This window comes from Parendozoicomonas haliclonae (genome assembly GCF_900174585.1).
Taxonomy (GTDB): domain Bacteria; phylum Pseudomonadota; class Gammaproteobacteria; order Pseudomonadales; family Endozoicomonadaceae; genus Sansalvadorimonas; species Sansalvadorimonas haliclonae.
Window position 1 is genome coordinate 232,189 of sequence record NZ_FWPT01000003.1, and the last position, 26,378, is coordinate 258,566.

23 protein-coding genes are annotated in these 26,378 nt (G+C 52.7%); 10 read left to right on the top strand and 13 right to left on the bottom strand.

Features of this window, described 5'->3' with window-relative positions; all coding sequences use genetic code 11:
* Positions 1–191: 191 nt before the first annotated feature.
* From tsf to EHSB41UT_RS07505, 10 genes are all read right to left on the bottom strand, one after another.
* Positions 192–1,049, bottom strand: coding sequence for a translation elongation factor Ts (tsf, locus tag EHSB41UT_RS07460; RefSeq protein ID WP_087108383.1), 858 nt, complete (start codon positions 1,047–1,049; stop codon positions 192–194).
* Between the two features lie 208 nt (positions 1,050–1,257).
* Positions 1,258–2,013: a 30S ribosomal protein S2 gene (gene rpsB / locus EHSB41UT_RS07465; protein WP_087108386.1), complete on the bottom strand. Its 756-nt coding sequence runs from the start codon at positions 2,011–2,013 to the stop codon at positions 1,258–1,260.
* Positions 2,014–2,281: 268 nt separating this feature from the next.
* The gene (locus EHSB41UT_RS07470) at positions 2,282–2,548 is read right to left on the bottom strand and encodes a hypothetical protein (protein WP_087108388.1); all 267 of its coding nucleotides are present in this window, start codon (positions 2,546–2,548) and stop codon (positions 2,282–2,284) included.
* A gap of 122 nt (positions 2,549–2,670) precedes the next feature.
* Complete coding sequence (gene mvaD, locus EHSB41UT_RS07475; protein ID WP_087108390.1) at positions 2,671–3,675, bottom strand: diphosphomevalonate decarboxylase; 1,005 nt, start codon at positions 3,673–3,675, stop codon at positions 2,671–2,673.
* Positions 3,653–4,618, bottom strand: a complete 966-nt coding sequence (gene mvk, locus EHSB41UT_RS07480) for a mevalonate kinase (protein WP_207626588.1) — start codon at positions 4,616–4,618, stop codon at positions 3,653–3,655. The genes mvaD and mvk overlap by 23 nt, the downstream gene beginning before the upstream one ends.
* Before the next feature lie 115 nt (positions 4,619–4,733).
* Positions 4,734–5,744 (bottom strand): mevalonate kinase family protein, encoded by a 1,011-nt coding sequence (locus tag EHSB41UT_RS07485; RefSeq protein ID WP_087108394.1) that lies wholly within the window; start codon positions 5,742–5,744, stop codon positions 4,734–4,736.
* Between the two features lie 121 nt (positions 5,745–5,865).
* Positions 5,866–7,038, bottom strand: a complete 1,173-nt coding sequence (locus EHSB41UT_RS07490) for a hydroxymethylglutaryl-CoA synthase (RefSeq protein WP_087108396.1) — start codon at positions 7,036–7,038, stop codon at positions 5,866–5,868.
* A 20-nt stretch (positions 7,039–7,058) separates the two neighbouring features.
* Positions 7,059–8,114, bottom strand: a complete 1,056-nt coding sequence (fni, locus tag EHSB41UT_RS07495; RefSeq protein ID WP_207626589.1) for a type 2 isopentenyl-diphosphate Delta-isomerase — start codon at positions 8,112–8,114, stop codon at positions 7,059–7,061.
* A 3-nt stretch (positions 8,115–8,117) separates the two neighbouring features.
* Positions 8,118–9,164: a hydroxymethylglutaryl-CoA reductase gene (locus EHSB41UT_RS07500; protein WP_087108398.1), complete on the bottom strand. Its 1,047-nt coding sequence runs from the start codon at positions 9,162–9,164 to the stop codon at positions 8,118–8,120.
* 177 nt (positions 9,165–9,341) lie between these two features.
* On the bottom strand, positions 9,342–10,316 hold the full coding sequence (locus EHSB41UT_RS07505) for a protein kinase domain-containing protein (RefSeq protein ID WP_165767181.1): 975 nt from the start codon (positions 10,314–10,316) through the stop codon (positions 9,342–9,344).
* 221 nt (positions 10,317–10,537) lie between these two features.
* Here EHSB41UT_RS07505 and map point away from each other — a divergent pair, with 221 nt between their 5' ends.
* The 4 genes from map (at position 10,538) to EHSB41UT_RS07525 (ending at position 16,506) form a co-directional block, all read left to right on the top strand.
* On the top strand, positions 10,538–11,335 hold the full coding sequence (gene map, locus EHSB41UT_RS07510) for a type I methionyl aminopeptidase (protein WP_087108402.1): 798 nt from the start codon (positions 10,538–10,540) through the stop codon (positions 11,333–11,335).
* A gap of 54 nt (positions 11,336–11,389) precedes the next feature.
* Positions 11,390–14,086, top strand: a complete 2,697-nt coding sequence (gene glnD / locus EHSB41UT_RS07515; RefSeq protein ID WP_087108404.1) for a [protein-PII] uridylyltransferase — start codon at positions 11,390–11,392, stop codon at positions 14,084–14,086.
* A 63-nt stretch (positions 14,087–14,149) separates the two neighbouring features.
* The gene (locus EHSB41UT_RS07520) at positions 14,150–15,163 is read left to right on the top strand and encodes a helix-turn-helix transcriptional regulator (protein ID WP_165767182.1); all 1,014 of its coding nucleotides are present in this window, start codon (positions 14,150–14,152) and stop codon (positions 15,161–15,163) included.
* Between the two features lie 125 nt (positions 15,164–15,288).
* Positions 15,289–16,506 (top strand): serine hydrolase domain-containing protein, encoded by a 1,218-nt coding sequence (locus EHSB41UT_RS07525; RefSeq protein WP_087108408.1) that lies wholly within the window; start codon positions 15,289–15,291, stop codon positions 16,504–16,506.
* A gap of 60 nt (positions 16,507–16,566) precedes the next feature.
* On the opposite strand, the gene EHSB41UT_RS07530 is transcribed toward EHSB41UT_RS07525, so the two are convergent.
* The 3 genes from EHSB41UT_RS07530 to EHSB41UT_RS07540 all read right to left on the bottom strand — a co-directional run bounded on the left by EHSB41UT_RS07530 (position 16,567) and on the right by EHSB41UT_RS07540 (position 20,489).
* The gene (locus tag EHSB41UT_RS07530) at positions 16,567–17,475 is read right to left on the bottom strand and encodes a bile acid:sodium symporter family protein (protein ID WP_087108410.1); all 909 of its coding nucleotides are present in this window, start codon (positions 17,473–17,475) and stop codon (positions 16,567–16,569) included.
* 210 nt (positions 17,476–17,685) lie between these two features.
* Positions 17,686–19,479: an acyl-CoA dehydrogenase gene (locus EHSB41UT_RS07535; RefSeq protein WP_087108412.1), complete on the bottom strand. Its 1,794-nt coding sequence runs from the start codon at positions 19,477–19,479 to the stop codon at positions 17,686–17,688.
* A 101-nt stretch (positions 19,480–19,580) separates the two neighbouring features.
* A complete protein-coding gene (locus tag EHSB41UT_RS07540) occupies positions 19,581–20,489 on the bottom strand; it encodes a LysR family transcriptional regulator (protein WP_087108414.1) in 909 nt (302 codons plus the stop codon).
* A gap of 98 nt (positions 20,490–20,587) precedes the next feature.
* Here EHSB41UT_RS07540 and EHSB41UT_RS07545 point away from each other — a divergent pair, with 98 nt between their 5' ends.
* The 6 genes from EHSB41UT_RS07545 (at position 20,588) to EHSB41UT_RS07570 (ending at position 26,378) form a co-directional block, all read left to right on the top strand.
* Entirely contained in the window at positions 20,588–21,820 is a 1,233-nt protein-coding gene (locus tag EHSB41UT_RS07545; RefSeq protein ID WP_087108415.1) for an acyl-CoA dehydrogenase family protein, read from the top strand.
* A 3-nt stretch (positions 21,821–21,823) separates the two neighbouring features.
* Positions 21,824–22,645: an SDR family oxidoreductase gene (locus EHSB41UT_RS07550; RefSeq protein WP_087108417.1), complete on the top strand. Its 822-nt coding sequence runs from the start codon at positions 21,824–21,826 to the stop codon at positions 22,643–22,645.
* Positions 22,642–23,718, top strand: a complete 1,077-nt coding sequence (locus EHSB41UT_RS07555; RefSeq protein WP_087108418.1) for a phosphotransferase family protein — start codon at positions 22,642–22,644, stop codon at positions 23,716–23,718. The genes EHSB41UT_RS07550 and EHSB41UT_RS07555 overlap by 4 nt, the downstream gene beginning before the upstream one ends.
* An 85-nt stretch (positions 23,719–23,803) precedes the next feature.
* Positions 23,804–24,505 carry a histidine phosphatase family protein gene (locus EHSB41UT_RS07560; protein WP_087108420.1) on the top strand — a complete coding sequence of 234 codons (702 nt, stop codon included), beginning with the start codon at positions 23,804–23,806 and terminating at the stop codon, positions 24,503–24,505.
* A 31-nt stretch (positions 24,506–24,536) separates the two neighbouring features.
* Positions 24,537–25,316 carry an SDR family oxidoreductase gene (locus tag EHSB41UT_RS07565; protein ID WP_087108422.1) on the top strand — a complete coding sequence of 260 codons (780 nt, stop codon included), beginning with the start codon at positions 24,537–24,539 and terminating at the stop codon, positions 25,314–25,316.
* 150 nt (positions 25,317–25,466) lie between these two features.
* Positions 25,467–26,378: a DMT family transporter gene (locus EHSB41UT_RS07570; protein ID WP_087108425.1), complete on the top strand. Its 912-nt coding sequence runs from the start codon at positions 25,467–25,469 to the stop codon at positions 26,376–26,378.

Genomic DNA, 26,378 nt, shown 5'->3' on the forward strand with positions numbered 1-26,378 from the left:
AAAAACAGGCAGTGGGCTGAATACTGAAACAGTAAAAACCGATCAGAACCAATACCCAGTCAACTGCCTTCTGCACCAGAGTATCTGAAAAAGCACACTCCAGACACAGAACAGGGTGATGATAACCATCATCACCCTGTAAAACAAAACCAGCACGCATCCGCAAGGGATCCGGGCTGGTCTGTCAGTGCTTAGTTGTTGCCAGCAGCAGCGGCAGCAACTTCAGCAGCGAAGTCTACAACTTCTTTCTCGATGCCTTCGCCAACTTCGTAGCGAACCATGCTCACGATGGTAGCGCCACCGTTCTTGGCCAGCTGACCAACAGTCAGCTCAGGGTTCTTAACGAACGCCTGTTCAGTCAGGCTGTTTTCAGCCAGGAACTTCTTGATACGGCCTTCGATCATCTTTTCAACGATGTTTTCTGGCTTGCCAGCCATGTCTGGCTGAGCCTTGATGATCTCTTTTTCTTTCTCAACAACTTCGGCAGGCATGTCAGCAGGGTTGATAACCTGTGGGTTAACAGCTGCTACGTGCATGGCGATATCGCGAGCCAGCTCTTCGTTACCACCTTCCAGAGCAACCAGAACCGCGATGCGGCTGTTACCGTGAACGTAAGAACCAACAACGCCACCTTCCAGCTTGGTTACGCGACGAACGTCAACGTTCTCACCAATCTTCTGAACCAGAGCCTGACGGTCAGTTTCAACAGAAGCCTTCAGAGCTTCGATATCCAGCAGACCTTCAGTGGCAGCTTTCTCGATTACGGAGTCAGCGAACGCGATGAAGCCAGCGTCACGAGCAACGAAGTCAGTTTCAGAGTTAACTTCCAGTACCAGAGCAGCGCCGTCAACAGCCTTGGCTACTACGATACCTTCAGCAGCAGTACGACCAGCCTTCTTGGCCGCTTTGGCCTGACCGGACTTACGCATCTCTTCGATTGCTACATCAATATCACCACCAGCTTCAGCCAGAGCGCGCTTGCACTCCATCATGCCCAGGCCAGTACGATCACGCAGTTCTTTTACCAGAGCAGCGGAAATTGTCGCCATCACAGTATCCTCTTATCTGTCAGTAAACAGGTAGTGCGTCTGGATTATGAGCGCACTACCTGTATAAAGTCCCTTGCACCCAAAGCTGTAAACAACGTAAAGCTTTCGGTGGCTTTTATGGCAGAAAGGGGGCAAAGCCCCCTTTCTTCAGTGATAGTTATTCAGCACGTGCACACAACAAAAGGGCAGACGCTGAACACTTCACAAATCAGGCTTCTTCGCCAGACTCGTCAGCAGCTTCTTCTGCAGCAGCTTCTTCAGCTTCTACGAATTCGCCAGTCTGAGCAGCACGAGCTTCCAGAATGGTGTCAGCAGCGCTGGACAGGTACAGCTGGATAGCGCGGATTGCGTCATCGTTACCTGGGATGATCATGTCAACGCCGTCTGGGTTGCTGTTGGTATCAACGATACCGATAACAGGGATACCCAGTTTGTTGGCTTCCTGGATAGCGATCTTTTCGTGTTCTACGTCGATCACGAACAGTGCGTCAGGCAGACCGCCCATTTCCTTGATACCGCCCAGGGAACGCTCCAGCTTTTCCAGCTGACGGGAACGCATCAGAGCTTCTTTCTTGGTCAGCTTCTCGAAGGTACCGTCTTCACGCTGAACTTCCAGGTCACGCAGACGACGTACAGACTGACGAATAGTCTTGTAGTTGGTCAGCATGCCGCCCAGCCAGCGGTGATCAACGAAAGGCATACCACAACGAGCAGCCTGCTCGCGTACGTGCTTGCCAGCAGCGCGCTTGGTACCAACAAACAGGATCTTGTTCTTGCCTTCAGCCAGCTTCTGGATGAAATCCAGAGCGTTGTTGAACGCAGGAAGAGTGTATTCCAGGTTGATGATATGGATTTTGTTACGAGCGCCAAAGATGTACTTGCCCATCTTTGGGTTCCAGTAACGGGTCTGGTGGCCGAAGTGAACACCAGCCTTCAGCATGTCGCGCATGGTAACGTGTGCCATGACTTTAACTCCTGAGGGGTTATGCCTCCATATACCCCATAAACCCGACCCTCTATGCCTGTTCTCTTTGACAAGAACACAGCATGGGGCACCCCGGGATATGTGCCGGTATATGTGCGATTTATTTAAAAAGTAAATGTACTGCTGCACATGGACCGGTAAAGGTTCATAAGCAGCAGCGCGGCTTTATACCATAAAGATACTTCATCCGCCACATTTTTGCGCTTACGGCATCCACCAGGAAGGGAGGAATTTTTACAAAGAACGACTAATCCTTGCTGTGCTTATGGTGCTCCCGGCTGGGCTTTTTATGGTCATGCTCCTTGGTGTGATGATGTCGATCACCGGATTTATGATCCTCATGATCCGGCACCGGATGTTTATGCCCTTCCGGGTTACCACCATGACGAGTATGGGGATGACTCTTCTCATGCTGCCGGTATTCATTTTGATGCTTGTCATGCTTATGGTGAACCGGAGCCTCCTCGCCATCAGCAATCACATCGTCCGCGAAATCATCATCTTTGGCAGCCATAACTCTACACCTCGAACAACTAAAGCTCCTCCAGTCTAGCAGCCGCCACAGCAAACACCCTGAAACAAAAAAGCCTCCGTACACCCTGTGCACGGAGGCTTTCGATCAAATCATTCAAACACTTAGAGAAAAGGCACAATGATATCCATTTCCGGGAAGACTTGGGCCAGATCATCCGTAGAATTCGCCTCAAACAACAGCTTAACGTTAGGACCGGCATCCATCGTGGCATAAACGGGCACACCCTCCTCACGCAGCTGCCACACCTTCTGCAAGGCAACAACCGATTCCGGCTGCCAGTAAAGCAATGGTGGCCAGGAGGCCAACATAGTGGCGTGCATCGCCATGGCATTTTGCTCTGCCGTCGCCCCCAGCAGGGTGAAATCCCGCTGAACAATGGCATGCTCTAAGCGAGCAATATCGCGCTCCGCCTGCTCCGGCCAGCTACCGTATAGCAGCGCACTATCGACCGTTCTCTGCATACCTTCCCGCGAGCCGGTTTTCTTCTCCTCACCAGTCAGCGTCAGAACCCCTACCCGCAACTCAGGCCAGGATTCCGGCAGGGGCTTGGCGAAGCTGTCCATACCATCCGCGCGTACACCTTTGTGCCAGCGCACAAAACCGTCATAGACCGAACGGCATGCGCTGCCGCTACCCAGTCGCGCCAGCACCGAAAGCTGCTCATCACCAAGACCCAGACCGTAGAGCCCCGACAAAGCCTTGGTCAGCGCGGCAAATCCAGAAGCAGAAGAAGCCAGCCCGGCACCAGTGGCCACATCATTGACCGTATCAACACGCAAACAGCCCGGCACCAACCCACGAAATAGATCGATATGGGCAACAACCTTTTTATAGAAACCCGAATCGCGATTAACCGCAGAGCCATTCAGATAGACTTCATCAGCCTGCGCATCAGAGAGAAATGCGACTCGCGTGGTCGAACCCTTATTCCCCAGCGAAACAGACAGGGAATCATTCACCGGCAGGTTCAGCGCCGCATTACGCTTACCCCAATATTTGCACAGGGCAATATTGACCGGCGCAAAAGCCTCAAAGGAAGCGACCGGCGCCGGGACACAATCCGCCAACAGCCGTGCTGCAACATCATTCCGGGTCAGATTCAACATACACACCACATTTGCTTACAGTCACGGGCAGGCGCTCAAAGCCTTCCAGCTCGGGGATGGCGTTTGAGCCCTCAAACTGCGCAGGATCAAACAAGGCCACCACGCAGTCACCCAGGCCGGAACCGGAAATTTTTACGCCGATAGCTCCCTTCGCGCGCAGATCATAGGTCATATCAGCTAGGGTTTTATCACAAACGCCCAGCGCATCCTGCAGACCATGATAAACATTCATGCAGCGACCCAGACGCTTCAGGTTATTTTCCCGCACAGCACCAGTGGCCTGCTGGGTACACTCATTCATCACCCGATACAGATGATCATACAGCGCCGGGATCATCATTCGCTCTTCCCGCACCCGGGCAACCACTTCTGGAGTCGGGGTTTTATAGCCACAGTAATACAGTGCAATCGGCAGATCCTCGCCGAGAGGTGTGATGGTGCGGGTATCCGGACGATAAAGAACAGTGCCACCATAAATACTCGCCACCAGATCAGTACCGGAACCGCTGCCCTGCACATTTCGCACAACTACAAGACACTCATCCAGCAGCGCCCGCGGCTTCGAGGGCAGACCACACAGATGACGGAAAGCCGCTGCCACAGCCACAGTAAGGGCAGCGGAAGAGCCCAGCCCTACCTTATGAGAAAAGTCGGAAGTGATCGTAATCTCAACACCTGCCATCAACCGGCTGCGCCAGCGATTCAGCAGCTCCAGCACAAAGCGATGGGTAGGATCATCAGGCAATCTGTCGAGGTGAGCATGCAAGTCACCCAACACAGAGCGGATGATCACCTCGCGATCATCACGCAGGGTCACCTCAACCCGAATTCTGGCCTCCATGGCACAGGCAATCGCCGCACCACCATACAGAACCGCATGCTCACCAAACAGCATGGTGCTGCCGGGAGCCGAAACAACAACTTTCTTCACTGTGTTATTCACAATTAAGTAATCGGGGCATTATAACGGAGGACACCCACAGATTCAGATCAGCACTCTGCAGCAAACCTTTTACACCACCACAGAGCCACTGAAACATCCGAAAGATGTCGGAGATTTAGCAGAGCCGAACACCAAGCGGATCGCACTGCAGACGGGTCACAGGAAATCCATATTCCTGGCACAACTCAGTCACCGGCTCATCACTCTGCACCAGCAGAAACCCGGCTTTTTCACCAAAGACAGCACCGGCGCCACTCACCTTACCGACAGCGTTATAGCGTGAACGCAAATCTTCCACGAAACGCTGCACGGTTCCCGGAACCACACCAATATCCACAAGCAATTGATGGTTACGGAACAAATACTCTTTTAGAGCACCGACATCCCGACACAGGAAAGCCTGCTCGAGACCGGTAATAATGCTGTGAAACTCATTCCAGATGGTGCTTTTGCCGAATTTGCGACGCACTTCCGCCACACACTGACCGGTACTCACCTCCGGCTCCCCAGAGTTCACCAAATACCAGTTCAGCTCCGGCAGCTCTTCACGGGTTTCTACCTGGGCATTTTCCATACGCACCAGACCACCGTGAACCGTCACCATCGGATCAATAGTACTGTTGCAGCCATGCTGCAGACGCTCGGTATGACTGGTAAAACGGAACAGCGCCATCTTATCCAGTTCAACACCATAGAAACCCGCCACCGCTGCAAGCACAGCAGCCACAGTTGCTGCAGAAGACCCCATACCGGAACGCATGGGAATATCGGACTTCAGATGAATTTCCAGACCGGAACCCACAGGCAGGTCATGGGCACTGAACAATCCGGCAATCGCGTAGAGATAAAGCTGCCCAGGCTTCGGCAACACTTCAACAATCTGCTTCTGACCCAGCAGATAGGCCTGGTAGCTTTCATCGATAGCCAGCCGAAGCTCTTCCAGCTCAGACAGACTGCACTCAGCCAGGCGCCCGTAATTATCCAGATAAAAGTGGACTGACGGCTCAAGCATGGGCCGCACTTCACAGTGGGCATGAATATTCACCGCCACCGCCAGTGCCGGCGAGCCATACACCACCGAGTGTTCGCCTGAGATGATAATTTTGCCGGGAGCAATTGCTCTCATCGCTTATCCGCCATATCCAAACAACTTGCCGCCCATTGTAAGGGCGGCAAGGTAATGACTAAACCCCGGTTAATGACTTTCTTTCACGTCAAACCGAAAACTGCCCGATTCAGGCAAATGCTCAGTCACCAATCTCCGTATAGATGCGCTTGTGATCATGCACACCCGCCAGTCGATAGTAACCTGCCGCCTCTTCGGCAAAATCATGGCGACCACCATCGGCAGGAACAGAACGACCAAAGTGCACAACATAGGAGGGGTAATCCAGCTCCTGCCGCTGCTCAAGCATATCCACATGGGCCTGCCGACGGGCGTGTTCCCGATAGCCCGGCTGCACAGTGGCCGAGAAGAACTCCCCAACGCAGCCCGAGCCGTAACTGAACAGACCAATATGCTTGCCGGACAGATCCTCAGCATCATTCTCCAGCAGAGACGCGATACCAATATAAAGCGCAGCACTGTAGCTGTTACCGATCTGGCGACTGTAATGCAGACTGGCTCCGATCTGCTGTTCCAGCAGCTCATCGGTCATGGAAACGCCATTGGTCACCGCCAGCTTACGATGAGCCTTTTCGGCCATCTTGCCAAAGGGCAGGTGATAGCAGAAGCGGGAGAACTGATCGAAAGCCAGACCACCGGCCTCTTCATAGTTTTTCCAGCTCTGCCGCAGCGCCTTCAGATAAATGATGGTGGAGTATTTACCATCCACCAGCGCAGTATCCCGATAATTGGGGCGCCAGAAGTCCATCACATCTTCGGAGTAACAGCCGCTCTCCGCATGAATACTCAGCAAACGGGGATTACTTTTCACGATGAAAGCCACCGCGCCGCATCCCTGAGTCGCCTCACCCGGCGTACCAAAGCCGTAACGGGCAATATCCGAGGCAATGACCATCACCTGCGCATCCGGCTTTCTGGCAACAATGCCACAAGCCATCTGCAAAGCGGCAGTTGCGCTGTAACAGGCCTGCTTCAATTCCACCACACGACAGTTAGAGCCCAACTGCAACAGACGGTGCACGTAGACACCTGCCGCCTTGGACTGATCAATACTCGACTCGGTAGCAAACAGAATTGTGCTGATACTGTTACGGTTGTCATCCGTTACCAGAGGTCTGCCGGCATTGGCAGCCAGGGTAACAATATCTTCGTCCTGAGAGGGAACACCCATGCGATCCTGGCCCAGGCCTATCCGGTATTTGTCCGGATCTTCTCCGTTGTGTTCCGCCAGCGTTGCCAGCGGCAGATACATACCGGAGGAGTAAAAACTGATGTCATCAATACCGATGGACATAATACTCTATCAGACCGTTGTCAGATCATTTCATCCAGAATTAGTCTTTCATTGCCGTATAAATGGGCAACATCCGGCACCCCCAGCAGGAACATGGCTGTGACAAACTCACGCCGCAGGGCTTCTATGGTTTCTACCACCCGGTCTACAGACTCCATGGCTGGCTTGAGTAGCGGGGCAGCCATCCCGCACAGACGGGCGCCGAGTATAACAGACTTGGCCATGTCAACACCGTTCCGCAGACCGCCACTGGCAATTATCTGCGTACGGTCCCGATAAGGGGCAGCATTCCTGAGCGCAATCGGTGTCGGGATACCCCAATCCTGGAACAGCATGCCCAGTTCATGGCGATCATCCGAGCGCAAATGCTCTATCCGGCTCCATGACGTTCCGCCCTGACCGGCCACATCTATATACTCGATACCCTGAGACACCAGACCGGCAATATCTTCACTGGAGAAGCCACAACCCACTTCTTTAACAAGCAGTGGACAATCAAGCTCACGACGAATGTCGCCAATCTTGTGCAGCAGACCGGAGAAATTGATATCTCCTTCCGGCTGAACAGCTTCCTGCAGGGCATTCAGATGTAGGTACAACCCATCAGCCCCCACCAGCTCAACCGCTGCCCGGCACTGTTCTATACCGAACCCATAGTTGAGCTGAACAGCACCGATATTGGCCAACAACAGAGCATCCGGAGCGTACTGACGCAGGGCAAAGCTGGCCCGTGCCGTCTCCCGCTCAAACATGACTCGCTGAGATCCCACACCCATAGCCACGCCAGCTTCCTGGGCAGCCAGTGCGAGATTACGGTTAATGGTTCTGACCAGCGCATGATCACCACCGGTCATGGAAGAGATCAGGAGAGGAAAGGAGAGCTTGCGCCCCATAAACTCGACCGACGGATCAACCTCTGAAAGATTGAGCTCCGGCAGCGCACGATGGGTCAAACGAAGGCGATCAAAATAGCGGGCATCACGATCGGTCCCGCTATCCTGTTCAATCATGCGGATATGTTCAACCTTACGGCTGTTGGTCAGTTCACCGACCCCATCCTGCACAGTGTCTGTCATTAATCAGCGCTCGAATTTCACGTGGGCTGCCATCAGCTCACCTGGGTTGGTCTGCGCCGCCAGCAGAGACAGCTCACCACACAGAACCGAAGCCGCACAGATCACCGCCAGACGGCGGGCATTTTCACCCGGCGCACGCTCTTCGCGGCAGCCGATCAGGCGCAGGTTCTCATCGACAAAGTCGAGACCTTCGGAACCACCTTTACCATTACCAACCGTACCCACAATCAAGTTAGGCAAGCTGACGGAGAAGTAGAGATCGCCGTTACGCACTTCTGCGTGCACGATACCCTGGGAACCTTCAACAATATTGGCCGCGTCCTGGCCGGTCGCCAGATAGAACGCCAGCAGCATATTGGCAAAGTGGGCATTGGCACTGCGAATACCACCTGCCAGCATGGTGCCGATCAGGTTCTTTTTGATATTCAGATCCACCACCGCTTCCGGCGTGGTTTTCAGGCGACGCTCGCACAGCTCACGAGGAATCAGCAGCTCACAAACAACGTTTTTGCCACGACCGAGAATACCGTTAACGGCTGTCGCTTTTTTATCAGTACAGAAGTTGGCGGAGATAGAGGTGTATTTCAGTTCCGGATATTCACCCAGAATCCAGTCCTGCAGTTTTTCTGCAGCCAGAGTCACCATATTGTGACCGGAGGCATCGCCGGTGGTGAACTCAAGACGGATATAGAGCATATTGCCGACAATCTGGTTGTGCAGATTGATCAGATTGGCAAAACGGCTGGACTCGCGCACCACCATATTCATTTCATCAATCCGGGATGAAATGCTCTGCCAGGCGGCCAGCGCCTTGCTGGCATCGGCCGCTTCCAGCAGGATGGAACGGGTCATACGCTCATCAATAAGAGTGGCCTTGATGCCACCAGCGAGAGTCGCTACCCGCGCGCCCCGACCAACAGAAGGCCAGAGAGGGGTTTCATAGGTAGCCAGAGGCAGCATCACGCTATCATCGACAACATCGCCGACAATCCGAACCGGCCCCACCAGCCGCATGGGAATCGGAGCCTGGGTAATTTTGTGTTGAGACATATCCCGGAAATCGTCCTGTCAGAATCGCTTTACAACGCCCTGGTTCTGGTTGCCCAGATGGCGCTCGTCACACTCGGGTGCGACATCATACCAGAACTCACAGAAATTCACGTAATAACATGACTGCGAACAGGGGCTTCCCGATTAAACACCGCTGTATTAACCGCTACAACAACCTTACCTGGAGAAATATTTTTCGCGAAGCGTCGCAGCATCCGGGCGTTTTGAGGGATGATAGGCAAGGGCCTGGTACATAACCTCGGCATGGCCATCCGGAATCGCCCGCCCGGTTTTAGCCTGTTTGAGACGAGCGGTTACACAGTCCCGCAATGCGGCCGGATTCTGATAGAGGTGTCCAAAAAAGCCGAAATCCTTACCGATAAATTTTCCCAAATGCAGGGGCTCGCCGGTATAAACATCCAGCAAGATACAACCAAACGAAAATATATCGAACTTACGACTCACAGACCCTGTCGGCCCTCCTCCCATCAGCGTCTGGATAAACCCATACTGAGGTAACCGAGCCGCCCGGTCATGGGATTCCGGCGGCGTAAACCCGGGAGTCCCGCCACTTGATTGAACCGCCAGCTGTAACCAACCCAACTTAACCGCCAGACCAAAATCCGCAATTTTAGCAACGCCACCACTGATAAGAATATTCTCCGGCTTGACATCACAATGGACGATGCGGTTTTGATGCAGGTAAGCCAGCCCCATCAGAATCTGGCGGCAATAATCAGGGAAAGTCACCTCGTTTAGAACTTCACGCCCCAGACAGAAAGAGAGTGGGCACTCCCATTTTGCAGTGATTTCCATTAACGCAAACAGATCCGTGTTCATACACTCCATCACTACACCCTGGCATTTATCCTCCTGATCACAAACTTCAATAACCTGAACAATATTGGGATGAGAGAGCTTCTGAACCATCCTGGCCTGACAGAGTTCATTCTTGCGATTAGCTCTGGAAGCCGAGTCAGTAAATACTTTAAAGACCCGCTCGCTTCGTTTGCAGCGCCGGCCAAAAGAATACTTATGAACCACACCAAATTCGCCCTCACCGACCTGTTTCTTGTAGACCCAGTTGGTCAGACTACTTGGCAATAGGTTTTTGAGGGTTTTACGTCCCTTATAGTGTTTGGTTACTGACATCCCTGAAGTCTCCGAACCGCTGTTCATCGCGTAACTAATGACAACAGAGAGTGATCAGAGTTTACTTTTTGTAGCGCTTTGAAAGGGCGATGCCCCCTGTCGTCATCCCAACAAACTGTCCTGTCAGCAGAGGTAACAGAGAAATCAGGTGTTAACTCCGCCCCCCGTGGTTTGCTAGAATCCACGCAATACCAAGTTTTTGCGGGATCTCAACAGCCTACATGTCTGTCATCATCAAAACTCCGGAACAGATTGAAAAAATGCGTATCGCTGGCCGTCTGGCCGGTGAGGTGCTTACCATGATCACGCCTTATGTTAAGGAAGGCGTCAGCACCGGTGAGCTGGACCGGATCTGTCACGATTATATTGTTAACACCCAGAAGGCCATCCCGGCTCCACTGAACTACGGTGCTGCACCAGGTCGTCCGGGCTTCCCGAAATCTATCTGTACATCCCTGAACGATGTCGTATGCCACGGCATCCCTTCTGAAAAGAAGAAGCTGAAAAAAGGCGACATGCTCAATATTGATATCACCGTCATCAAAGATGGCTACCACGGTGATACCAGCATGATGTTTATTATCGGTGAGCCGCTGGAGTTCGCTCAGCGTCTGGTCGACGTGACCCGTGAGTGCATGTACAAGGGTATCGAACTGGTTCGCCCTGGTGCCCGCCTGGGTGATATTGGTGCGGCCATTGCCGAGCACGCCCACAAAAACCACTACTCCGTCGTTGAAGACTACTGCGGCCACGGTATTGGTGAAGGCTTCCATGAAGAACCACAGGTGATGCATAACGCCATGGCCGGAACCGGTGTTGAGCTGCAGGAAGGCATGATCTTCACTATCGAGCCGATGATTAACGCCGGCCGTAAAGAGACCAAGCTAAAAGGCGATGGCTGGACAGCAATCACCCGTGACCGTCGTCCATCGGCCCAGTGGGAACACACCATTCTGGTGACCAGCGATGGTTATGAGATCCTGACCCTGCGCGAAGGCGAGACTTCTCCGCTTAAGTAATGATTCAAGGCCGACTTTTTAGTCGGCCTTTTTTATACCAGAAGAAAAACAACCATGACTGCTGTTCTCTCCGCCGACCAGAAAAAAAGCCTGTTTGATCGCAGCCAGTTCCGTGCTGAACTGACGGTCACCCCTCAGCCCAGCCAGGCTTATCGTAAGTGCCTGGAACAGGCCAATACCCTGATGAACGCCTGGTTTAACGAAGGCGAAGAGATTCAGAAGCTGGTCACTGGTCGTGCCTGGCTCATTGATCAGGTGCTGATATTGGCCTGGGAACATCTGGCGGGAAAAGACGCAGCGGATATCGCGCTGGTCGCGGTGGGCGGTTATGGTCGCGGGGAACTGCATCCGCAGTCAGATATCGACATTCTTATTCTGCTGAAGAACGAAGATGCCGAACCCCACCGGGACACGATTGAACAGTTCCTGACCTTATTGTGGGATATCAATCTCAAGGTCGGCTCCAGTGTTCGCTCGGTGAAAGAGTGCGCCAAGCAAGGCCGGGATGATCTGACCATTATCACCAATATGATTGAGTCACGCCTGCTGTCTGGTAAATCCGAGCTGTTTGATGCCATGCATGAGGCCATCAGTCCGGCCCGCATGTGGAACAGCTCAGACTACCTGCAGGCCAAATACAATGAGCAGCGTGCCCGCCATCAGAAATTCAACCAGACCATGTACAACCTCGAGCCGAACCTGAAGAGTTCCCCCGGTGGCCTGCGGGATCTGCATATGATTGGCTGGGTCGCACGTCGACACTTTGGTACCAACGATCCGCGGGAACTGGTCAATATCGGTTTTCTGATTGAGCGGGAGTATCAGGTGCTGGTGCGGGCACGGGACTTTCTCTGGCAGGTTCGCTGGGCATTGCACCGTCTGGCCAAACGTCCCGAAGACCGGCTGCTATTCGATCATCAGCGCACTCTGGCCAAAGAGTTTGGCTATGAAGATATTGAAGGTGGTGCACTGGCCGTCGAGCAATTTATGCAGAAGTATTTCCGGGCGGTTATGAGCCTGGGCGTGCTAAACGATCTACTACTGCAACACTTTGATGTCACCATTCTGGATAACGGCACCCAGCACACGCCTGTGATGCTGAATGAGCGTTTTCAGGTGCGTAATGAATATTTGGACGCCATAGACCCCAAGATTTTCTTCAACCACCCTCCGGCCATTATGGAAGCCTTTGTGCTGATGTCCGGTAATCCGTTTATTGAAGGGATGACGGCGGAAACCATTCGCGCCCTGCGCGATGCCCGCCATCTGATTGATGATGACTTCCGCAAGAACCCGGAAGTACACAAGCTGTTTCTTGATCTGATGCGTGCCCCTTACGCGCTGACAGCCAGCCTGCGTCGTATGACCCGTTATGGCATTCTGGGGCGCTACCTGCCGGAGTTTGGTCATATTATCGGCCAGATGCAGCACGACCTGTTCCATAACTACACGGTCGATGCCCACACGTTGCTGCTGATCAAATACCTTCGCCGCTTTAACTACAAGGAAAGCCAGGAACAGTTCCCGGTGGCCTGCAGTGCCAAGAAGCGCCTGCCAAAGCCTGAACTGCTCTATATTGCCGGTCTCTACCATGATATTGGCAAGGGTCGAGGTGGAGACCATTCGGTTTTGGGGGCAGAAGATGCCCAGAAGTTCGCCCTGCTCCACGGCCTGCCGGCTGCCGACCGCTCCTTGATTGAGTGGCTGGTACGACACCATCTGGTGATGTCGGTCACCGCGCAGCGTCAGGATCTTTCCGATCCGGAAACCATTAACAACTTTGCCCGCTTTGTGGGCGACTCTCGTCGTCTGGATTATCTGTATTGTCTGACCGTTGCTGACATCAATGCCACCAACCCGACTCTGTGGAATGGCTGGCGTGCCTCACTGCTTCGGGAACTGTTCCATGAAACCCGCCGGGCCCTGCATCGCGGCCTTGAAAACCCGATCGATAAGGCTGAGCGCATTCATGACACTCAGGAACAGGCACGGGAGATGCTGGAACTGAACCAGGTGGATACTTCGGCGGTTAATACTTTCTGGGATGGCCTCGGAGATGATTACTTCCTGCGCCACAATGCGCCGGAAGTGGCCTGGCAGACCCAGGGCATTCTCGATAATGCCAATCAAACACCGCTGGTGCTGGTACGGGAATCCACCGAGCGTCGCTATGAAGGCGGTACGGCCGTCTTTATCTATACACCAGACGTTCCCAACCTGTTCGCTGCCTGTACCACGGCACTGGGCGAGCTGAACCTGACGATCCACGATGCCCGCATCATCACTTCCACCAGCGGCTTTGCTTTGGATACCTTTATCGTTCTGGATGCTGCCACAGGTGAGCCCCTGGGCGATGACCCGAACCGTATTGAACGCATCCAGAGTCATATCATCCAACGCCTGAATAGCGCAGAGCTGCCTCGACTGGATCCGGCCAACTACCATGTTCCGCGCCAACTGAAGCACTTTACCCGGCCGCCACGTATTGCCATCAGCAATGATCCGGTTAATCGCCGCACCGTTGTTGAGGTTAAGGCCACCGACCGTCCTGGCCTGCTGGCCAACCTGGGACAGGTATTTATGGAGCAGAAGGTGCTGATCCACAATGCCAAAATTTCCACGCTCGGGGAAAAGGTTGAAGACGTGTTCTTTATCACCGACCGGGATAACAATCCGATCAGTGCCTCAGAAAAGGTTCAGCAGCTCCACAAAGCCCTGACCAATCGGCTGAATTCGCTGATAGCGGATTAAGAAGGTTCTGGCACACTCATGGTTCAGGATTCGTTAAAATCGCCACATCCAAGCCGGGCCCCCATGGCTGAGCAGCTGACCTCAGACACCACTGGCTGGACCCGACTCAGCCACCGGTATGATGCTGTACGCCTTCAATATACCGGCGAGCTCAGCGTAGATTATGAGGAACTGTACCGTATTAATGATCATACCTTGCTGCGTATGATCTATTCAGAAGATGCACTGAGCGAGGATTACCGGCCAGCACAACACAAGGCGACCACCCTGTCTGGCTATCTGACCTTTGTGTATAAGCTCGCCGGAAACAATACCCTGCATCTGCCTGACAAGCGGAACATCACTATGAAGCCGGGCACACTGTTTATTGCTTATACCGAGAATCAACAGCAGATTTATGACTCCACGCCGCCTGGCAATGTTTACGGCATGGTCATGCTGATGATTCAACCTCAAGGGCTGGAGAGTCCACCGCTGACACTCCCCCGCGAAGACTGGCCTGAGGCTCTACTGCGCTTGCAGGACAGAATAACAGTCGATCCGAAAGACGCTTTTGAAGTGATGGACTTTAATGAATCAATACACATTTGCCTGCGGGCTCTGGTAGACAGTCCTTACCAGGGCGCGTTGCAGAAGGCTTATCTACAGGCGAAAATTAGTGAATTGATTTGCCTGACTCTCGACAACATGCAACAGAGAGACCGGCAGCAAGAACAGTCCACTCTAACGCCTTACGAGCAACAGCAGCTAACAACCCTCAGGCATCAGTTGCAACACAACCTGGCAACACCGCCAACGCTGACCGAGCTGGCTCGCCAGAGTGGGATGAGTGAAAGCAAGCTCAAGCGTGTGTTCAAAAACACCTATGGCATGACGGTTGGTGAACTCATTCAAAAACTGCGCATGGAACGGGCTTTGAACTTATTGCGCAGCACATCAACACCGATCAGTACCATTGCTGAACAACTGGGCTACGGACACAGCAGTAACTTTATTACCGCCTTCAAACGCCTATTCGGCATGCCACCGAAAACCTACCAGAAACAATTCTCCCGCCTTCTGCCCGATACAGAATAACGTTTGGCAAAACTTTCTGAGCGGATAGCAAAACTTCATCAACACGATCAGTGATAGCTTGTACTTCATCGGGGGAGTCATCTTTTGACGGCTCAGAAAAAACATAATAATGGAACCCTCCTCCCATGAAGAAAAAGCTTTTAGGCATAACCGCAGCTGTATCGGTGGCCGGCGGTGCCCTAACTCTGAATTATTGGGATAGCATCCAGCGAATGTACTTCGTTGGCACCTTGTTTACGGGTGAAGAACAATACCAAAACTTTGCCAGGGTGAAGGAGCTCTTCCCGGTCAGCACGATGGAAGCCCCCGAGCAACCCAAAACCTTCCCGACGGGGAAAAAACTGTCGCTACCAGAGAGCTTTCAATACGACAATCAAACCATCGATACCGCGCAGTTTCTTGAGGAGAGCGATACCGGTGCCCTGCTGATTCTGCAGGATGGCAAGATTCGTTATGAGGATTACTCTCTGAGCGGTGGGAAGAATGTTCAGTGGTTATCCATGTCCGTTGCCAAAAGCGTAACCTCTCTGGCTCTGGGCATTGCTATCGATGAGGGTCATATTAAAAGTATCGAGCAACCGGTGACTGAGTACCTGCCACTTTTGAAAGGTTCTGCATACGACGGTGTTCGCATCAAGGATATTCTGCAGATGTCGTCCGGTGCCGCCTGGAATGAGGACTATAGCAACCCGGACTCAGAAGTCCTGAAGATGGGCAGGCTGATGGCCGCAGGCGGCTCGCTGGATGAGTTTATTGCAGAAATGAAGCCTGACCGCGAACCCGGCACATTTAACCAGTACAACTCGGCCGATACCCAGGTACTTGGTGCCCTGCTGGCCAAGACCACCGGCCAATCACTGAACGACTATGCCGCAAAGAATATCTGGCAACCTCTGGGCATGGAACACCCTGGCTACTGGATTATTGATGATCACGGTCGGGCCATGGCCTTCGGCGGCTTAAACGCCACTGCCCGGGACTATGCAAAGATTGGTGAGCTTTATCGCCACAACGGTAACTGGAATGGCCAACAGATTGTTTCCAGCCAGTGGGTCACCGACTCAACCCGCGCCGATGCCCCTCACCTGCTGCCAGGAGACAACCCGCTATCTGACTACTCGCTCGGTTATGGATACCAGTGGTGGCTGATGGATGGCGATGAAGGGGAATATTCAGCCATCGGCGTTTATAACCAGTTTATTTACGTCAACCCCAGCCGGAACCTGACCATAGTGAAGCTTTCTGCCAACAGTGACTACGGCACGGATGATACCGAAGCCACTGCGAAAGAACTGGCAACCATCGAACTGTTCCGGGCAATCGGTCAAAATCTTACCAAGTAAATCAGCTACCCCTTAGACTTAATGCGCAGGCTTGGAGAGTTCACAGCCTGCGCACTTTCATTAAGCGGCCTTTAAAACCCCTTTCTGCTGATAACGCTTCAGCCCCACCAAACCAATCGCTGCGAAAGTCTGCAGGGCTCCGTACAACAGCAGAGTGAACAGCATCATATCGCCGACCGGATCGGGCTGCCCTTCAACGGCGGGGAACAGCAACACCTTAACCATCAAACCAAGGTTGATATTGCGCACAACCACTTCCATATCAACCGCAATAGCATCACGCTGAGAGAGCCTCAGTACGCCCCAGGACACCAGCCAGCTTGCCAATGCCATCACCAGAATAAACAGAGCCATCAAAGCGACGTTAGTCAAACCAAAGACCTTAATATCCAGACGCCCGGAACTGGCTGCGCCGACAATAATCATCAGCAGGCCGAACATGGAAATCCGCACACACCATTTGGAGAAGACTTCTGCGGTACCCGGGAAGAAACGCAAATAGAGCATACCCAGAGACAGAGGTAACAGCAGGTTCAAAGTAATCTCTTTCATAATCCGTCCGGTCGGCATTATAAAGTCTGCCGGCATATCCGCACTGATCAGCAGCCCCAGGATAAAGGGTGTTGTGACCAGACAGGCCAGCGTGGTGATTGCGGTAATCGCCACCGAGAGAGCCACGTTCCCCTTGGCAAAGTGGGTAAAGATATTGGATGTGGAACCGCCCGGAATAGCCGCGATCATCGCCAAACCAAACGCCACACCACCAACAAGACCAAATGCAGCAATAAAGAAGAAAGTGATCAGCGGAACCAGCACCAGCTGAATCGCCAGACCACTGGTCACCGCTTTGGGCTCCAGAAGAATCTCACGAAAGTCTTTGGGGGTTAGCGTTGCACCCATGCCGATCATGGCGGTTACCAACTGGAAGACAGAGAACCAGTATTCATTCTGGATATAAAAAGCGCCCATACATCACCTTATTATTGTTCTAGGCAGTGAGAATTCTGATGGATGATGATAAATCGCATAATTATCGCCACATCAGAAACAACAAGATCTCAAAGTTTTTATTCTTATGATTACAATGTCTGGGCACTCTCTGAGAAAAAGGAATTTAAGTCAAGCGCACCAGGTTCCAGCTAATCATTCACCAAAACCCGGCACAAGCGTCAGACAATATCAGAACCAGCTGTTCTCCATATCCAGACACGTCTGATCAAAACTCATCAGCACCTGAATATCCCGGTCAACCAAAGGAAGCTCCCAGACAAAGAAGTATTGCGCAGCCTGAATCTTGCCTTGATAAAAGGCCGTCTCTTCCTCACTGATGTCGCCATCCATCATGGCTCTGGCAATATTGGCCTGCTTCAGCCACTGCCAGGCGATCACCGTATGCCCTAACAAGTTCAGGTAGGCATGACTGTTAGCCAGCGACTGCTCCGGGGCCTTCTGAATCTTCCCGCCAATTCCCATTGTGACCTTAACGATACTGCCCATCACATCCCCCAATTTCTTTACCCATTCAGCAAAATCGGAATGAGCACCGGCCATGGTCGAACTGATCTCTTTGTGGAGAAGCTGCAAACCCTGTCCATTATGTTGCCAGAGCTTACGACCCAGCAGATCGAGTGACTGAATGCCATTGGTGCCTTCATGGATAGGATTCAGGCGATTATCCCGCCAGCACTGTTCAACCGGATACTCACGGGTATAACCGGCCCCACCAAAGACCTGTATCGCCAGATCGTTAGCCTTAGGCCCATACTCCGAAGGCCAGGCCTTGAGAATTGGCGTCAGCAGATCAAGCAGCAGATGGGCTTCTTCTTTAACCTTGCCCTCACCGGTGTCACTGTCATCAATCAAACGAGCACCATAAAAGCACAGAGCCAATGCACCTTCCGTATACGCCTTCTGAGCCAAAAGCATACGTTTTACATCGGCATGTTCGATAATGGGAACCGGTTCTGATTCCGGCGAGGGGTTTGTCACCAAACGTCCCTGTGGACGTTCGCGTGCATACTCCAGTGAGTGCTGATAGCCACGGTAACCAATTGCTGCCGCCCCCATACCAACACCCAAACGAGCCTCATTCATCATCTGGAACATATACTTCAGACCATAGTGGGGCTCACCAATCAGATAGCCGACACACTCACCCTTTTCGCCGAAGTTCAGCGCTGTTGATGTCGTACCACGGTAACCCAACTTGTGGAATAAACCGGCCAGCGCGACATCATTTCGCGTGGCTGGATTCCCGTTCTCATCCAGCAAAAACTTAGGGACAAGAAACAGGGATATCCCCTTAACTCCGGCTGGCGCTCCTTCAATTTTCGCCAGCACCAGATGAACAATATTGTCACTCAGCTCATGGTCGCCAGCAGAGATATAAACCTTGTTGCCTTTTATCCGATAGCTGCCGTCTTCTGCTGGAACGGCTTTGGTGCGAATATCGGCAAGGGAAGAACCGGCATGGGGCTCGGTCAGCGCCATGGTTCCAGTAAATCGACCTGTCAGCATATGAGGGAAAAACTGCTGGCGTAGATTCTCTGAAGCAAAATTACGAATCAGACGGGCTGCCGCCATGGTCAGAAAAGGGTATCCGGATGTCGAGGGATTAGCAGCGGTAAACAGACTCATACAGGCAGACATTACGGTTTCCGGCAGCTGCATACCACCGTCGTCGTAATCATCGCGACCGGCCAGAAAGCCCGCTTCAGCAATCGTATCAAAGGCCACCTTCACTTCATCACGCATAGAAACCCGCTCGCCATCGAACTGCGGTTCCTGCTCATCAGCCAGACGGTTATGTTCCACCAGCTTGTCACGGGCTATCTGTTCAGCGATATCAATAACAGAATCAAAGGTTTCCCGGGAATGCTCTGCAAATCGCTCTCTATCACACAGCGACTCCACGTTTTGCATCTCATACAACTGGAAGGCCAGCTCGCGACGGGCTATCAAAATATCGGACATGGGTGACCTGTTTTCTTGTTCTGATTTTGTTTTTTTGTGCGTAAGCCTTTTTTACTATTACTTGAAATCCCTTATCCAACGCAATTGGCAGAAATAAATTTTTACAACAAAGATACCGACAGCGCCTGAATATGATGCCTCAGCCACTGCAATGCCGGGGCCTGCCCATTGCTGCTATGCCAATACAGATAGGAACTCACCTCAGGAACAGGGAATGGTGGTGCCAACACCTGCAGTTCCAGATCAGACGAAAGCTGTTGTGCATAATTTAACGGGAGTGTCAGCAAAAGATCAGAGGCCGCCACCACCAGACAGCCCGCTTTGTAATCCCTCGCTCGCAAAGCAATCGTCCTGCGCATCTCCTGACTGGCCAGAAACTGATCCTCATAGCCCAGCCCTTCCCTTCGGGAGGAGATCAACACATGCTTCTCCCGAAGATAACCTGCCATGCTAACCTCCCCATCGAGACGAGGATGGTTCTTACGTGCAACCACCACCATTGGTGCATGATCCAGCAACGTATAGTGAGTCAGTTCTCCCACAGGCAGCAAAACATCCACAGCCAGATCAATCTGTCCGGCCTGCAGCTCTTTTTCAATCAAACGCCGTTCCAGCTTAACGCTCTGGATAATCACCTCCGGCGCCTGCTGCTGAAGTGAGGCCATCAGTGCTGGCAGCAGGGTAGACTCCATCGCCTCATGCATCGCCAATCGAAAGGTCTGCTGACTGGATGCCGGATCAAAAGACTCCCGCCCTCCCAGGGTTTTATCCAACTCGCTGAGTAACCGACGAAGTTCAGGTAAACGTTCACGGGTGTAGGGTGTTGGCTGCAATCCCCGACCGGCCCGGATAAACAACGGATCACCCAGTTGCTCCCTTAACCGGCCAAGGGCATGACTGACCGCCGGCTGGGTTAAATTCAATTCTTTGGAGGCTTGCGTTAACGAGCCTGAAACCGCAATAGCTTCCAGCACCCGCAGCAGATTCAGATCCAGCCTTGATACATGCATATTATTTATAATTAGAAATCAAAACTATTCATTGGATTCAGATTATTATCTGAAGGAGCATGTCAGGCAATACTGCATAACAAGAAGAGACCAGAACTATGGATTTCTCCCATTCCGCCAAAGCCCGGGACTATCTCCAGCGCACCCAGGCCTTTATGAACGACAAGGTACTGCCAGCTGAGGAGCAGTACTATCAGGCTCTCTCCACATCTGCAGATCATAACGACTGGCAGCAGCCCGCGATTGTTGAGGAGCTGAAGGCTCAGGCTCGCAGTGAAGGCTTATGGAATATGTTTCTTCCCTGCGAGGAATGGGGTGCAGGTCTGACGAACGCAGAATACGCTCCTATCGCCGAAGCCAACGGCTGGAGTCTGATGGCCCCGGAAGTATTTAACTGCAATGCACCGGATACCGGCAACTCGGAAGTTCTTTGGAAATACGGCAGTGAAGAACAGAAAGAGCAGTGGCTGAAGCCATTGCTGGCCGGTGAGATTCGCTCTGCTTTCTGTATGACCGAGCCGGATGTCGCTTCCAGTGATGCCACCAACATGGAAGCCACCTGCATTGTTGAGGGTGATGAAATTGTTCTGAATGGCCGCAAGTGGTGGAGCAGTGGTATCGGCCATCCAAACTGCAAGTTCGCTATCTTTATGGGCATTTCCAATCCTGACGCCGATCGCCATCACCGCCATGCCATGGTGTTGGTGCCTCTGGATACTCCAGGCATCAAGATTGAACGGATGCTGAGCGTGATGGGCGACTATGATGCGCCATTCGGCCATGGTGAAGTGTCGTTTACGGATGTTCGTCTACCATTGTCTGCCTTTATCGGTGGTCCGGGGCGTGGCTTCGAGATTGCCCAGGGGCGTTTGGGCCCTGGCCGTATTCATCACTGTATGCGTCTGATCGGTTCTGCAGAGAAAGCCCTGAAACTGCTGTGCGAACGCGGCATGACTCGCACTGCCTTTGGTAAGCCTCTGGTGAAGCTGAACGGTAACCCGGATGTTATCGCCAATGCCCGTATCGGTATTGAACAGGCCCGCCTGCTAACCTTGAAAGCCGCCTGGCTGATGGATACCAAAGGCATTATGGGTGCCATGAGTGAGGTATCCCAAATCAAGGTTGTGGCTCCTAACGTGGCTCAACAGATTATTGATGCGGCTATTCAGATTCACGGCGGTGGTGGTTTATCCGATGATTTCCCGCTGACCCGCATGCTCGCTATGGCCCGGGTTCTTCGCCTCGCCGATGGTCCGGATGAAGTTCACCGTGGTCTGATCGCCAAGTTTGAGCTGATGAAATATCGCCATCTGGCTCAGAAGAAGGGTTAAGCCATGACGACTAAAAAAACAATAATTGTCACCGGTGGTGCCAGCGGCCTTGGCCGCGCGATCTGCGAGCGCTTTGGTAAAGCCGGCTATGCCGTCTGTGTTGCCGATATCAATCAGCAGCGGGGCGATGAAACCATTGCTGCACTGAGTGATATGGGTGTTGAAGCTTACTACCAGCCCTGCAATGTGCGCAGCTGGGAAGAGGTTGATGCTCTGGTCGAAAGCGCCAAAGAGCGCTGGGGTCATATTGACGTTATCGTCAACAATGCAGGTATCGCCTCCGGTGGACGTATCGAAACCTCTACCCGGGATGAGTGGGATACTGTCGTTGATATTAACCTGATGGGTGTTGTGCGAGGCTGCCGGGCGATTACGCCTCTGTTTAAAGAACAGAAGTCCGGTCATATCGTCAACATTGCCTCCCTGGCCGGCATCGTGAATGCCCCGATGATGTCCAGCTATAACGCAACCAAAACGGCAGTTGTCGGTTTGTCGGAAACCCTGCGTTATGAACTGGCTCCCTTTGGCATCCATACCTCTGTCGTCTGCCCTGCTTTTTTCCAGACCAATCTGGGAGAATCCCTCAAGAGTGGCGACCCACATATGCAACGCGTGGTCGACAAACTGCTGGCCAGCTCCAGCGTGACGGCCGAGGATGTTGCCGAAGATACGTATAAGGCTGTGCAGAACAAAACCTTCTATGTTCTCACCCATAAGGAAGGCCGGATGCTTTGGCGTCTGAAGCGCTATCTTCCTTCCCTTTTCAAGTTCATGATCGACAAGGGATATAAAAAGAATCTGCAGAAGCAGGGAGTGAAGCTATGAGTGCCGAGAATAAGACACTGGTTGATCAACCCGGAGACGTGCGCTCCGGAGAAGAACTGGATCTGGCAGCACTGGACGCCTATATCCAGCAGCAGCTTCCTGAAGCCAAAGGCGAACTTCATGTACGCCAGTTTCCCGGTGGAGCTTCCAATCTGACCTACCTGGTCAGCAAGGGTTCTGATGAGTGGATTTTACGACGCCCTCCGTTTGGCGTGAAAGCGGCCTCAGCTCACGACATGAGCCGTGAGTATCGGGTGATGTCCGCGCTGCAGGATCATTACCCGGTTCCTAAAATGATCGCCTTCTGTGAAGACCAGAATGTGCTCGGCTGTGATTTCTATCTGATGGAACGTCTGAACGGCATTATCCCGCGCACAAACCTGCCCAAGGGCATGACTCTAAGTGAGCAGAAAGGTCTTGAGTTGTGCATGAATGTCCTGAGGAAGTTCAGCGAGCTGCACAATATCGATATCAATCAGGCCGGTCTCACCGAGCTGGGCAAAGGTTCGGGTTATGTTCGCCGCCAGATTGAAGGATGGAGTGGCCGCTTCCGTAAATCCAAAACCGAGAATGTCCCGGATTTTGAAGCCGTGATGTCCTGGCTGGACAGCAAGCAGCCAGATGATGTCGGCACCTGCCTGATCCACAATGATTTCCGCTTTGATAATGTGGTGCTGAATCCGGATAACCCCATGGAAGTCATCGGGGTACTGGACTGGGAGATGTGCACACTGGGCGATCCTCTGATGGATCTGGGCAACAGCCTGGCTTACTGGATTGAAGCGGACGATGAGCCACCGATGCAGATGTTCCGCCGTCAGCCTACCAACCTTCCCGGCATGCTGACCCGCAAGGAAGTGGTTGAGTGGTACTGTCAGGAAAATAATATTGAACTGAAATCCTTTGATTTTTATGAAGTCTATGGCCTGTTCCGGCTGGCAGTGATCATGCAGCAGATCTACTATCGCTTCCATCACGGTCAGACGCAGGATAAGCGCTTTGCTATGTTCCCAATGGCGATTACTTATCTGGAACAGCGCTGCCTGCGCCTGATTAAATCGTCGCAGATATAAACGCTTCCTGCTCAAGCGAAATCAGGACTAAGGTTGAAGAGCATTATTAATGCCAACCAACGACAACAAATAAGGAAGGAGAACAATGGCCACTATCTATCTGCTCCGCCACGGTCAGGCCTCCTTTGGCCAGCATGACTATGACCGTCTTTCCCCGCTGGGAGAACGTCAGGCCCTGATTACCGGAGAGTGGCTGGCCGCATTGGGCAAAACCTTCAAACTGGCGGGATGCGGTACGCTGTTGCGACAGCAGCAGACCCTGACTGGTGTACATTCCGGTATGGGCAATGCTGACAAGGTGCCAGATCTGACGCTTCCCGGGCTCAATGAGCTGGATGTAGATGACCTGGTTCTGACCGCCAATCCGGAATATACCGATCGTAAAGCTCTGGATGCTGCCATTGCCAAAATGCCGAACCCGGCACTGGCCTTTTTTGAAGCTTATCGCACCGCTCTCGCACGCTGGACGTCCGGGGAGCACGACAGCGAATATCAAGAGTCCTGGCCTCAGTTCAAAATCAGAACCCTGGATGCAATACAACAAACGGCCAGCAAACTGGGTGAGCATGATTCAGCAGTACTGGTCAGCTCCGGCGGAGCGATCTCTGCCATTATGCTGCAGCTGTTGAATATTCCGGATGACGAAGTATTCAATCTCAACCAGCAGATACACAACGCATCCATCACGATGATCAAAGTGCGCCGAGGCAAGCTTAGCCTGCACAGCTTTAACAGTTATGCTCACCTGGAAGTGAAAGGTGAACAAAAACTACTGACCCGAATTTAAACCAGATATCACAATAACAAAGAGAAGAATCATGTCTGAGAATACCACCAAAGATCTGTTTGATCTCACCGGAAAAATCGCACTGGTCACTGGCGCCAGCCGGGGCATTGGTGAATCCATTGCCCGCCTGCTGGCCGATCGTGGCGCCCACGTTATTGTCTCCAGCCGCAAATTGGATGGTTGTGAAGCAGTATGCAGCGCCATTCGCGACAATGGCGGTTCAGCAGAAGCCCTGCCCTGCCATGTTGGTGATATGGAACAGATCAGCAATCTGTTTACGACGATTAAAGAAAAACATGGTCGTCTGGATATTCTGGTCAACAATGCCGCAGCCAACCCTTACTTCGGCCATATTCTGGATACTGACCTCGGAGCCTACCAGAAGACCGTTGACGTAAATATCCGTGGTTACTTCTTTATGAGTGCCGAAGCCGGCAAGATTATGCGCAAGCAGGGCGGTGGTGCGATCGTCAATGTGGCTTCGGTCAATGGCGTAGTTCCCGGTCATATGCAGGGCATCTACTCTGTGACCAAAGCTGCGGTTATCTCCATGACCAAAGCCTTTGCCAAGGAGTGTGCTGGTCTGAATATTCGCGTGAATGCTCTTCTGCCCGGCCTGACCGAGACCAAATTTGCCTCTGCGCTCACCGGCAACCCGGCCATTATGAAGCAGGCGCTTACCCATATCCCGATGAACCGCAGCGCGGACCCGGATGAAATGGCCGGTACAGTGCTGTATCTGGTATCCGAGGCCTCCAGCTACACCACCGGAGCCTGTATTAATGTCGATGGCGGTTACCTGACCGTTTAACTGTTTCACCACGCCCACACCGCCGCAGCCGTTGTTATTCAACGGCTGCGGCTTTAGCAACAACACCTTTCCACTATTGTTGCTGACCGGCAACCGTGGCACTGTACGACGATTCCTTAATACCAATGATAACCAGCGTCGTCGTACCAGATGCCTCTCAATGTTTTCCTGTTGCTGCCCCCCGGGCTGCGCTATATGGCCTTGTCGGCCCTGGGCTTTGCCCTGATGACCGCCTGCGTTAAGGCAGTCAGTGTTTACAACATTCCGGTCATGGAGATTGTGGCCGCGCGGGCGCTGGTCTCTCTGGTGCTTAGCTATATTGATGTGCGCCGCAAAAAGATCTCTATCTGGGGTACCCATAAATCCCTGCTGATTGGACGTGGTGTCGCCGGTACCTTGGCCATGATGGCCATTTATTACACAGTCACTGTGATGCCGCTGGCGGAAGCGACAGTTATTCAATATCTGCATCCGGTGTTTACTGCTGTTCTGGCGCTTATCTTCCTCAAAGAGAAGGTTCGCTCCACCACGATTCTTGCCATTGTCATCAGCCTGACAGGTTTGGGCGTGGTGGTTATGCCAACAATTGATCCGGATATTGTCGCCAACTTCTCGCCAATAGCTCTGGGAACCGCGCTGTTTGGTGCCTTTGGCAGTGCTGTCGCCTATGTCATAGTGCGCTGTCTGGCTCAGAAGAATGAGGATGGCTCGGTTATCATCTTCTACTTCCCGCTGGTTGCCCTGCCTATGTCGCTGATTCTTCTCGGTGACGACTTTGTGATGCCCGATCTTTGGCCAGCTTTCCTGCTGCTGATGCTGGGTGTGTTTACCCAGATTGGCCAGATTGGTCTGACCAAAGCAATGAAGTGTGATGATGCAGCTATCGCCACCGCCTACTCCTACGTGCAGGTGATTTTCTCTGCCGCACTGGGTTGGGTGTTCTTTGATGAGATTCCTTTGATCACCACGGTTCTTGGTGGTGCGCTGATTATTATTGGCGCTCTGGTGAATGTTCTCGGTGGCCGAATGGCCCGAAAGTTGGCCAGCGCTGAGGCTCGTTAA